Source organism: Geomonas sp. (assembly GCF_056994735.1).
In genome coordinates this window covers 1-10,502 of the sequence record NZ_JBXKJL010000402.1, presented here as the reverse complement: position 1 = coordinate 10,502, position 10,502 = coordinate 1, and the positions used below count along the sequence as shown (strand labels likewise).

At 59.1% G+C, this 10,502-nt stretch carries 10 protein-coding genes; 5 read left to right on the top strand and 5 right to left on the bottom strand.

Annotated elements, in window-relative coordinates:
* Positions 1-434: 434 nt before the first annotated feature.
* Positions 435-908 (bottom strand): DNA-processing protein DprA, encoded by a 474-nt coding sequence (locus AC11W3_RS17355; protein ID WP_484093437.1) that lies wholly within the window; start codon positions 906-908, stop codon positions 435-437.
* A gap of 106 nt (positions 909-1,014) precedes the next feature.
* On the opposite strand from AC11W3_RS17355, the gene AC11W3_RS17350 reads away from it, so the two are divergent.
* The 4 genes from AC11W3_RS17350 (at position 1,015) to AC11W3_RS17335 (ending at position 5,114) form a co-directional block, all read left to right on the top strand.
* The gene (locus AC11W3_RS17350; protein WP_484093436.1) at positions 1,015-1,422 is read left to right on the top strand and encodes a VOC family protein; all 408 of its coding nucleotides are present in this window, start codon (positions 1,015-1,017) and stop codon (positions 1,420-1,422) included.
* Between the two features lie 140 nt (positions 1,423-1,562).
* Positions 1,563-2,291 carry a hypothetical protein gene (locus tag AC11W3_RS17345; protein WP_484093435.1) on the top strand — a complete coding sequence of 243 codons (729 nt, stop codon included), beginning with the start codon at positions 1,563-1,565 and terminating at the stop codon, positions 2,289-2,291.
* 144 nt (positions 2,292-2,435) lie between these two features.
* Positions 2,436-4,307: an alpha-amylase family glycosyl hydrolase gene (locus tag AC11W3_RS17340; protein ID WP_484093434.1), complete on the top strand. Its 1,872-nt coding sequence runs from the start codon at positions 2,436-2,438 to the stop codon at positions 4,305-4,307.
* Positions 4,308-4,358: 51 nt separating this feature from the next.
* Positions 4,359-5,114 carry a S1/P1 nuclease gene (locus AC11W3_RS17335; protein WP_484093433.1) on the top strand — a complete coding sequence of 252 codons (756 nt, stop codon included), beginning with the start codon at positions 4,359-4,361 and terminating at the stop codon, positions 5,112-5,114.
* Between the two features lie 32 nt (positions 5,115-5,146).
* Here AC11W3_RS17335 and AC11W3_RS17330 read toward each other — a convergent pair whose 3' ends face one another.
* A complete protein-coding gene (locus AC11W3_RS17330) occupies positions 5,147-5,599 on the bottom strand; it encodes a DUF2889 domain-containing protein (protein WP_484093432.1) in 453 nt (150 codons plus the stop codon).
* Between the two features lie 251 nt (positions 5,600-5,850).
* On the opposite strand from AC11W3_RS17330, the gene AC11W3_RS17325 reads away from it, so the two are divergent.
* On the top strand, positions 5,851-6,285 hold the full coding sequence (locus AC11W3_RS17325; protein ID WP_484093431.1) for an SseB family protein: 435 nt from the start codon (positions 5,851-5,853) through the stop codon (positions 6,283-6,285).
* Between the two features lie 97 nt (positions 6,286-6,382).
* Here AC11W3_RS17325 and AC11W3_RS17320 read toward each other — a convergent pair whose 3' ends face one another.
* The 3 genes from AC11W3_RS17320 to AC11W3_RS17310 form a co-directional block, all read right to left on the bottom strand.
* Positions 6,383-8,509, bottom strand: coding sequence for a TOMM precursor leader peptide-binding protein (locus AC11W3_RS17320; protein WP_484093430.1), 2,127 nt, complete (start codon positions 8,507-8,509; stop codon positions 6,383-6,385).
* A gap of 97 nt (positions 8,510-8,606) precedes the next feature.
* A complete protein-coding gene (locus tag AC11W3_RS17315) occupies positions 8,607-8,855 on the bottom strand; it encodes a hypothetical protein (protein ID WP_484093429.1) in 249 nt (82 codons plus the stop codon).
* 306 nt (positions 8,856-9,161) lie between these two features.
* The gene (locus AC11W3_RS17310; protein ID WP_484093428.1) at positions 9,162-10,466 is read right to left on the bottom strand and encodes a transporter permease; all 1,305 of its coding nucleotides are present in this window, start codon (positions 10,464-10,466) and stop codon (positions 9,162-9,164) included.
* Positions 10,467-10,502: the final 36 nt, after the last annotated feature.

Below are 10,502 nucleotides of genomic sequence, written 5' to 3'. Positions count from 1 at the left end.
TTTAGCACGGCGCGAAGTGGACTAGCCGCGTGAAGTCTTCAATATCAATGCTAATTAGTGTAACTGGTGGCTCGATTAATTGGCTAGCCGCCGCCAGCTCGAACAAACCAAATCCCCCCTTGTCAAGGGGGGGAAGGCTCAACCTTTTTACTGATTGGCGCTAATCTTCCGCTACGAGATTGTCATCCCCGAATGCCCTTATCGGGGATCCAAATTTCACGTCGTTTAGGAGCTGGATTCCCGATCAGAATCGCTTCGGGAATGACAGTTTTGGAAGCTGGCGGAAGATTGGACTCCCGCCCCATCTCCAACTGCGCTGCCGCCGTCCGCTCCCTATACCGTGGCGCACGGCTGGTGCTGTTCATTGTAAAACGCCTGCCAGGTGATAACTTTGGCGATAGCCCGAGCGGGTTGAGACGTGAAGAGACCGGTTGCTACAGCAGTGATATGTTGCTCCCGCGCCTCTCCCTGACCAGCCGCTCCAGGTTCCCGCCGGGGGAGGCAAAAGCTACCACCGTCTCCTCGGCAAGCTCCATCATCAGGCGGTTTCGATGAAAGCAGGAATCCTCACAGGCGTGGGTCACGCTCTCGGCGTAACGGGTGACGATCAGCAGGCGGCGGGCCTCCAGGGCCTCCTGCCACTTCGGATCGAGGTTCGTAATCATGCCCCGGGCCAGGGCGATGATGATCGGCTGTTCTCCCGCCAGCAATTGATCGAGGACCTCCCGCTCGATGCGGGAATGAAAGCCGGAGATGACGCATACCCCCTTCTCGCGCTGGGCGACGGCCCACTGGCGGGACCTTTCGAAAACGGCCGGAGGACAATTGCGCGAGCAAAGAAAGGCGACCTTGTGCAAGCCCAGCAGTTCCTTGTTCCCCAGGGTATGCAATAGATATTCGCTGTTCATCCACCCTCTCAAGAAGAGAAGTTGCCACAGTAGGACAGGTTATCAAGATTATCCTCACTAGCAATGATCTCTCTCGATTGAAGTAGGGGGATCATGGGAGAAGAAGATGACCAGACAGATATATATCAACCTGCCGGTAAAGAACCTCTCAAAGTCGGTGGAGTTTTTCACCAAGCTCGGTTACAGGTTCCTTCCTGAGTTCACCGACGCCACCGGCACCTGCATGGCGGTCACCGACTACATCTTCGTGATGCTGCTGACGGAAGAGAAGTTCAAGTCGTTCACACCCAAGGAGATCTGTGATGCCAGTGCATGCACCGAGGTCCTGATCTGCCTGACCTGTGAGAGCAGAAACGAGGTCGACATACTTGTGCGCAAAGCGGTCGCCGGCGGCGGAAAGTTGTACAGCGAGCCGCAAGACCACGGTTTCATGTACGGCCATGGCTTTCAGGATCTCGATGGTCACATCTGGGAGCTGATCTACATGGAGCCGGGTGCGGTAACGGAAGCGTAACAGGAAAGGACTTATCCCTGCGGTGACGCGCTACTTTGCTCCGGGAGCATGGATTGAAACTCCCCTCATCTGTGCTAACGTTTTCCGTCAGCTCCCGCGGGAAAAGCGGCATGAATATGAAGGGATAAACGGAGCCACTTATGGGACAGCCATCGATCAGACTGAAATATGTCGAATCAGACTCCTTCTCCCCCGGTGGAGGAATAACAGGTGTCAGGAACACTGTCATCACCGCCAAGGTCCAGAACCTCGCATTCAGCAAGGACGTCGCCCTCCATTATCGACAGCAGGACGGAACATGGACCGAGGCTTCCCTCGGCTGGCTCAAGAATTTTACTGACTACGATATCTTTTTCCGCAATGACAACAGCATTGTCATAAACGAATTCGTCCTCCGTTATACAGTCAACGGCCAGACATCCTGGGACAACAACTTCGGCTTCAACTACCACATAGACGAGATCCATCCCAACACGGTCGGCGGCAATGTCGTCCTCAACCTGGCAACCGCCCGGCGAGGAACAGAAGCGGGCGGAGGTTTCGTCTTCGACACTTCATGGGTGGAGGGAGAAATCTACGTCAACAACCTCTCCTTCAACAAGCACGTCGGGATCAGGCTCACCACCAATGGCTGGGCCGGCTTCCAGGACACCAGCGCCTCCTTCGCAGGCTTCCACACGGTGGCGGAAGGGATCTCACAGGTCGAGGTATGGAAGTTCAAGACGCCGGAACTCAATCTCGACAACAGCGCCCCGGACTTCAAGTTCGCCATCTTCTACAACAACCTGGACACCGGCGCGTTCTTCTGGGACAACAACTTCGGCCAGGACTACACCTTGAGCAAAGTTGACCTCTCGACCGACGAGTAGGGGCGAAAAATCCTTCGCCCTTCCGCCGGCACAGCACAATACCCCCTACCCCATGACGTCACGCGTCCCTCCCCCTTGCCGTTTCCGGAGGGAGACGGTGACAACCAATGTTGGCGAGGCCGCTGACAATGAAGGATGAAGATCATGCCAGTCAACCTGCTCCCCATCCACACCTTAGGCGCCATCGAGACTAACGGCACCGTGACCTTCGGCCTCTGGCTCCCCTGGGTTTCCGCCGTGGACGGAAACGCCGTCATGGTGAAGATCATCCATGAGCGCGACCAGTTCCTGCAGAACATCCCGCCCCGCGAGTTCTCCCTGACCCACAGCGTGCGGCAACCGTACGGGGACTTCTGGTCCACCACCGTCCCCATCGCAGGCACGACCCCGGAGGTGGCGGGGTCCGCCTGGGGGACGCCGGGGCGCTACGTCTACCGCTACCAGGTCGTCAATCCCAACGTCGGTGTCGTCGACTGGGTCATCGACCCCTTCGCGCGCGAGTTCGGCGTGGGCAAGCTTTCCGCCTTCACCCTCGGATACCAGCAGTACCAGTGGAGCCAGGGCGAGGCAGGATGGAAGACTCCGGCGCTTCAGGACCTCATCATGTACGAGGTCAACATCGCGGAGCTGGGAGGCGACCTGGAGCGCACGGGCGAGCTCTTTGCCTACCTGAACGATCTCGGGGTGAACTGCATCGAGGTCATGCCCCTTTCCAACGTGGCCTCGTCGGTCGACTGGGGGTATCTCCCCATCGGCTACTTCGGCGTGGACGAGAGGTTCGGGAAGCGTTCGGACTTCCAGCGGCTGGTGGATGCCGCCCACCAGCAGGGTTTAGCCGTGGTGGTCGACGCCGTCTACGGGCACACCGGCGTCGATTTCCCCTACTACGACCTCTACACCCGCCTGCGCTACCGCGAGAACCCCTTCATGGGCCCCTTCGCCAAGGACTACTTCAGCAATTTCGGCAAGAGTACCGACTACACCCGTCAGCTCACCCGCGACTACTTTTTCACCGTCAACAACTTCTGGCTCGACGTCTATCACATCGACGGTTTCCGCTATGACTGCGTTCCCAACTACTGGGACGGAGCTATGGGGGTCGGGTATGCCAGCCTGGTTTACGAGACCCACCAGCTCACCAGGAGCAGGCTCGCGGACCAGTACTGGAACCGGTTCGATGCGGGCACCGGATCCCCCCTGAAGCTCATCCAGTGCGCCGAGCAACTGGAGGCCCCCGAGGAGGTGCTGTGGACCACCTATTCCAACAGCACCTGGCAGAACCACACCTTCGGTGCCGCCAAGGCCGTGGCGCGAGGGGACCGGGGGCGGCTGACCGACCTGGGGTTCTCCCTGGGGCTCCAGGGGTATCCCGAAGCGGTGGATGTAAATGGAGAGGTGATCACCAAGAGCGCGCTGCAGTATATAGAGAATCACGACCACGAGCGCTTCATCTGCAACTTCGGGCTCGACAACCCCGATGAGGCAGGGAACCCTCTCTTCCTGGAGGGGGATCGCAGCCGCTGGTACATGCTCCAGCCGTACCTGATAGCGACCATCATGAGCAAGGGCATCCCCATGCTCTGGCAGGGAGAGGAGTTCGGCGAGAATTACTTCCTTCCGGACTTCGGTGCCGGACGGGTCTCGCTGCTGCGCCCGATGCGGTGGGATTTCTTCTACGATCAGATCGGCAAGGCCCTGGTGTGGCTGGTGAGAAAGCTCCTTGGCATCCGGCGCCAGCGGTCGCAGATCCGCGGCGGATCCTACTTCTTCTTCAACGAGTGGGACCGCTACCAGTCGAGAGGGGTCCTGATGTTCGCGCGCTACATCGGCCAGCAGTACACCCTGGTGGCCATCAACACCGGTGACTACGACCAGAGCGTCCCCTTCTGGTTCCCCTTGGGCGGCGATTACCACGAGGAACTGCATGGCCTGGCCAACCTCACCGGTATCGTCCCGCTGCAGGAGACCCAGCTCACCATCCCCTCCCACTACGGGAGAATCTGGACTACGGGGTAGTTTTGGCAGGTATGGACGACGGCTGGACTTTCATGGCAGGAAGGAGTTCAAATGCAGCGACCTCTGCTTCTCTTCACCGTTACCCTCTCCCTCGTTATCTCCTCACCCGCCTTCGGCTGGAACGACATAACGCACATGGCGGTCATGAAAGCGGCGGGGCTCGACAACTTCGCCTACATGGCGGTTGGCGCCGACATGGCCAAGGAAAAGGCTGCCGGGCACGAGGATGGAAACCATTACCGCGACAATCCCCGCGGGACAGCGGTCACCGCCGACATGGTCCTGGACGAGGTCCCGGACTACAACTGCCGGTGCACTGGTGACAGGGGGCATCTTTATGGCGCCATCATCGCGGCGCTGGGGCAGTACCTGGAGCTGAAGCACAAGAACAAGTACGCCCTGTACCCGCTGGGCTTCGCAGCCCATTACATCGGCGACCTGTCACAGCCGTTGCACAACGTGGACTACAACGACTTCAACAAGAGCAACCACTCCGCCAACGACGCCGTGGTGGAGAAAGGGGAAAAGGGTTCGACCAACGAGAAGGTTGCCAGGATAGCCAGGAACATACAGCAGAGGATGAAGTCGATCAAGGGGTACCACTTCCCCAAAGCCGCCGAGGGAGAGAAGACGTTCAATGCCGAGGTGGCAAAAAGAGTTGCCGAAATAGCCAACCAGTCGATGGCGCTCGGTTTCTCGATGCAGGACTCGAACCCTCCCACTCCGGTGATGACGACGAGCGAGGCCTACCGCCAGCTCGCCGAGAGCGCCGCCCTCCTCAAGGCGGTCTACGCCGCCATGCAATGAAAAGAGGGCAAGATGTATGGAGAAAGATGCGGTTATCTCGCCGGAACGGGATTGAAATAGCCCGCGCAGGTCCCCCGCAACTCCTCGTGGATGTTATCGAGCATCTCCCGCTCGTCACTGATCCCTGCAGCCGCACGGAGGTTGAGCGCCAACGGCAACAGCCCCAGCAGCAGGTTCCGCAGGTTACCGCACCCCTCGCTCCCCCCTGCGACCTCGATAACCTTCTTGTTAAGACCCCGCCCGATGGGAAAGCCGATCAAGCCGTCGAGCCGCGCCGTGGCGTTGCCGCAATCGCCGGTCGGACACCTGCGGAAGTCGGCGGCTGCGGAGACGATCTCCAGCGTCGTCGCATCGACTGAAACCTGTACCTCGACGTCGTGGAACCTGTCCCTCATGAAAGCGGTAAGCATCGCGGTGCCGTCAGCCTGCTTCAACAGGCGGTAAGAGATATCCCTCTGAAAATCTTCCATGGTGTTAAGCTGCATCTGTCATCCTTTGCAAAGTAGTTCCTGAACATACCGAGTAGGCGCGAAGTTTCACCCGCAGGGGATGAAAAGTCAAGATCGAAGTACCACCGGCATTCCTTGCCCCCTCCCCCTCCGGGGGCGGGTACGCTTCAGGGCATTTTCCCGATCCGGTTAATCGAGAAGGCATGACGATAGTATTGTGCTTGAAATGCTCGGCCCGGTTCTGTATCTTGCCGTGGTAGCAAGAAACCAACGGCAAAGGAAATTCCATGGAAAAACTCGATGAGGCGCTGGTGGGCTTGCGCCAGGATATGAACGACACCAAGAAACACTCCGCGTTCTACGACCTGTTTCTTAACTCCAGCTTTTTCGTACCCATCTTCGGTGACAACTCTCCGCAGGATGAGCAGGGGACAAGGGACGTGCTCCCGGTGATCACGGAATCAGGCGGGAAGGACTTCCTGATGATCTTCAGCTCTCTCGAGCGCCTGAAGGTTTGGGACCAGCTTGATGAGGAGATGCAGCATATCGAAGTGCCGGGACATATACTGGCACTGACCACGGTGGACCCTCTGCACTGGGCTCTGAACGTCGGGACCGAGTTTTCGAAGGAATTCCTCCCCGAGGAGATCGCCTGGCTGAGGGAAGCGGTCGAGAGGTGCAACGCCGACGCAGCCGCCAAAGAAGAGAGCTGTTGCAAGTGAGTTAATGCAGATCGAAGCAGTATCAAGAAGGGTTAGCTCGAACGGGCTAGCCCTTTTTTTATTCTCGTGGGGCCAACCCTTGACGAGAAGCCTCATGCTACCAGATCGGAGGTATCTCCGATGCCCCGGCCAGATCGAGGGCGGCGATGCGGGAAACCGCCACGCGGTCACATCCGTAGCCGAACGAGATCGGCTGGAGGTCAGGACTCATCGCGCGCATGACACGGAAGGAAGTGGCAGCGACATCCGGGGAAGTGACATCGACCACGGCGACGCGCACTCCCGCTTCCGCCGCTCCCCTGACCGTGGGCGTCGGCACTTCCGCAAGAGAGCGAGGCGCCGCGCCATGACGCAGGAAATCGAAGGCGCCGGCCCGTTCCGCCGGAAAATAGTAGAGGGCGTGGTCCAGCATCTCTTTGACATCCTCGGGCTTGGCCGGGACCGGAAGTGCCTTGCTCTTCAGGAGCCGCCGCAGGTACGGCCCGGTCTGACCAAGCTCCAGGATGGCCTGTCTGGCGGCGGAACGCGGTTCGGCAGCGGTCCCCAGTCCAAGGGTCACGCCCGGCCAATCCACACCGTCCCCAAAGCCGAGACAGAGTGCCGTTGAGTAGCCGCACTGTGTCGGCAGGAACATGAGCTCGATCTCTGCGCCCAAGACACGCAGACCTCCAATTACCAGTTCGAGCTCGGGCCCGAGGGACTCGTCGATCAGCACCCGCTCTCCGCCTCGGCGGGTGCGCCAGCACGACATGAAGGCGTCGCGCTCCAGCAGTTCGAGAAAAGCGCGCTCCTCAGCTCCGGCGCTATCGAGGTAAGCAGCGAGGCCGTTGGAACTTCCCTGGCAGAAGGCGTGCTCCGGGCGGACCTCCAGATAGAGATAGCCGAGAACAGCAGGCACCCATACGGGATGATTACTGCCCAGCCACTCGCCCGCGACCCAGGGATGGCGGACGCGGGGGTCGAAGCGGACGAATGGGAAACCCGGGCGCTGATACTGCTCCTGTGTGTAAAGCGGAAACGTCGACGGGTCCAGCACCTCGCCCGGGAGCTCGTCGGGGCGCGCCCACACCATGCGCGAGGGATCGGGCATCGATCCGCAGTACCGCTCTATCGTCTCGCCTACCGCCGCGATAACCGCAGCTTCCCGGGTAAGGCCCTTCCCCCACCCGATCGGCATGGTCCTGGCGGGGCCGGAGAGGTCTGGAGCATCGGCAGCGATGGCACTCGCTATGTGCGGCAAGGAAAGACCTGTCGAGGCCGCGGGTTCCAGAAAAACGTTGGTGATGATTCCGGTGCGGGAATCACAGAACAGGGAAAGGGCCTGTGCTGCCAGTTCCTGCTGATCAAGGCCCGCCGCACCCGTCCCCGCAGCCGCGGACAAGACGCCCTTCGGCCCTCCGCAGACCTCGCAACCGGGCACGGCTAAAAACCGGTGTCGGGAGATCTCCAAGCTTTCCTTGTCGAGCACCAGGATCTGGCCCTCAAGAGAGTGGCGGTCTTCCCCCGCAGTGAGAGCGACGGATACTTCCCGTGCCAGCAGGGCACGGATAACAGCATCGCTATCCGCCGCCGCGGTGCTGCCAGGATTATTGAAGCTCTTCCCATTGGCCCGCATACGGCGGTAGCAGCAGCTCCAGCAAGCGCTCCGGCCTGGCACCACGAGAGGCCCGATAATGACTTCGTCGGCTCCGACGATGCAGGTCATGTAAGAGGTGCCCGCATGGTGCGCGGAGTTGGCGAAGTTGAAGATGGCCTCGAGGTCATTCTCGTCGAAAGCGCCGACTGCGAAACCGCGAGGCTTGTCACCTCCGACAATTTCAGCCCGCTCAACTCGTCCGACGCCCGCTGCCGATAGAGCCTCCGCACACATCGTCGAGAGTGGTCCCGCCCCTGTCACGGTGACTGCGGATCTCTGCAAAGACAGGCGCCCATCCTCGCCACAGTGTGGTGCTTGCCCAGAGTTCGGACCTTCACTGACAAAGCCACTGTTGCCGAGGCTGCCAAGGAGGTCATCGAGATCGGAGCTGGAAAGGCCAGTGGACCCAGCCAAGTCGGCAACGCTGTGGGTGCCATCCAACAACGGGAAGAGCGAGTCGACCAGCAGCGCGGCATCGGGACCTTCCAGAAGCATGGCCCCTGTCGAGGAGTAAAGAGCGATCCCCCTGGTGGTCGGGACTCGAACCACCTCGGAACGGAGTTTGGGATGAGCGGGGACAGGAACCACGGTGAAACCTCCTACTATGACGACAGGGGGACCGTGTCCCGCACGACCCCCCTGTTATGTCCTACTGCTTGCTGTCTTTTTGCAGATGGTTACGGGGCTACCTGACGTTTAACTCTTTCGCCGTGGACTGCAGCGTTTTGACCATCGTGTTTACCGATTTCAGTTGCTGGTCCAGGACCTCCAACTGGGTCTCCACGATATGCAGGACTGCAGGAGTCGTGATCCCCTTGAGTATCTCGAAGAAGTGGAGCTTGTCATCTTTACTTCCCAGGAGTTCCATGAGACTTGCCGTGTTCCGTTGAAGATTCGTCACCTTGACCTTCAGAGTCTGGGTATCCACAGGCATAGCTTCCTCCTTTTTACTTCTTGATGGTATACCGGTCGGCTGAAAGTAGCCGCCGGGGCGAAAAAGTCATTATTGTTTCCGTGTGACTGACAGTCGACAGGTCAGGCAGATGCCTCCTGAGGCATCGGCAGATAAGTTTATCTTAAAGTGCGTGCATGGCTACATGTGTAGTAGAAAAATTTTCGAGTTCGGGATTTTTAAAGAGAATGGAAGGAGGCTGAGCCTGAGAAGACAGGAAAGGCGCCAAGCATACGCCAGGCGCCTTGTGAGTTATGTTTGCACGATCCGGATTTATGCCAGCAGATGTTACGCGAAGAACAGGCTGAAGACTATCAACAGCGTCAGCTGGCAGGATGCAACGAGCCAGCCGTTTCTTATCATAGACTTCAGGTCATCGGACTCGGCGAAACCAAGGGAGCTCACCATGTTGGCGCCGGGGAAGACGAAATTATTCACCCTGGTGGCGACCACCAGGGCCAGCGACCAGGCGAGCAGGGAGATGCCGTATCTGGTGAGCAGCGGATTGAACATCTCGTGCAGCAACTTCAGCGTGGCAACGGTGGCGCCGCTGATGCCGAAGGCTCCAAGGAACCCGCCGGTGATGACTATGACCGGCTTCCCTCCATACTCCATCATCGGCTTGATCAGCTTCGAAAGGGCGACAAAGCCGCCGGCCTGCTGAACGAAAACGATGAACGGGTCCAATAACAGGAAGAGCAAAAAGAGCCCGACGTTTCCGGCCATCCCCTTGATCACCAGGTTGAGAATTCCCGTCAGCTTCAATCCCCCCGCGAATCCTGTCACCAGCGAAAGCCCTAGCATGATGACGATTACGAACGAGGTCGGCGCCTTGGCCGCCATGCCGAACAAGACTGCGGCAATGAAACAGCAGATGAACACGACGGTGGCACGGCGGCTTTTCCGTGTCGGCTCGAAAACCTCTATCCCTTCCGGCTCCTGGTAAGGATGAACGTCCTTGGTCCGGGCCTGGATCCTTTGGATCATTATCCAGGTGGCGGTAAAGGTGACCAGGGCGACGGGGCCCGATACGTACAGGAGCATGTCGCTGTAACTGATCTTGGTAAGTCCGAGAAGGGTGATAACGGGCGGGGTGAACGGGCCGAGGATCAGGGCCTCTTCCCCCACCGCCTGAAAAATCACCGCAACCGTGCTGCGCGAGAGTCCGACAGTGGCGGCGATCGGCAGCACGATCGGTGCGATGATGGCGTTGCCTCCGGCCATCGTCCCGAGGAGACCTACTATGACCAGGCAGGCGATCATGATCCCGAACATGGCCTTTTTCTCGGTATCGACCCCGATACTGTAGATGATCCGGTGCACGATGGTGTGGGAAACCTTGGTGGCGCTCAGGACTTCGCCGAGGCCGCGACCAAGCATGATGATCAGGCCGACCAGGGCCAGGAAGGAACTCATACTGTTAGCCAGTGCCGCGGCAAACGAGACAATGGTTTGATGGCTTAAGAGGGCGCCGAGGACGACCGAGATGGCGGTGGCCGACAGAATATCAATGTCGCGGAACACCAGGACAACGTAGACCAGAAGAGGCGTGAGCCCGAGTAATCCCCATAGAAGATCGTGATCGAAAGTCAAAAACTACTCCTTCAACAAATTCTCTCAGTGCTGCAA

Bases quoted from the DNA above. Each gene is read 5' to 3' on its own strand.
- AC11W3_RS17355 (WP_484093437.1), bottom strand. From the start codon at position 908: ATGAACAGCGAATATCTATTGCATACCCTGGGGAACAAGGAACTGCTG.
- AC11W3_RS17350 (WP_484093436.1), top strand. From the start codon at position 1,015: ATGACCAGACAGATATATATCAACCTGCCGGTAAAGAACCTCTCAAAG.
- AC11W3_RS17345 (WP_484093435.1), top strand. From the start codon at position 1,563: ATGGGACAGCCATCGATCAGACTGAAATATGTCGAATCAGACTCCTTC.
- AC11W3_RS17340 (WP_484093434.1), top strand. From the start codon at position 2,436: ATGCCAGTCAACCTGCTCCCCATCCACACCTTAGGCGCCATCGAGACT.
- AC11W3_RS17335 (WP_484093433.1), top strand. From the start codon at position 4,359: ATGCAGCGACCTCTGCTTCTCTTCACCGTTACCCTCTCCCTCGTTATC.
- AC11W3_RS17330 (WP_484093432.1), bottom strand. From the start codon at position 5,599: ATGCAGCTTAACACCATGGAAGATTTTCAGAGGGATATCTCTTACCGC.
- AC11W3_RS17325 (WP_484093431.1), top strand. From the start codon at position 5,851: ATGGAAAAACTCGATGAGGCGCTGGTGGGCTTGCGCCAGGATATGAAC.
- AC11W3_RS17315 (WP_484093429.1), bottom strand. From the start codon at position 8,855: ATGCCTGTGGATACCCAGACTCTGAAGGTCAAGGTGACGAATCTTCAA.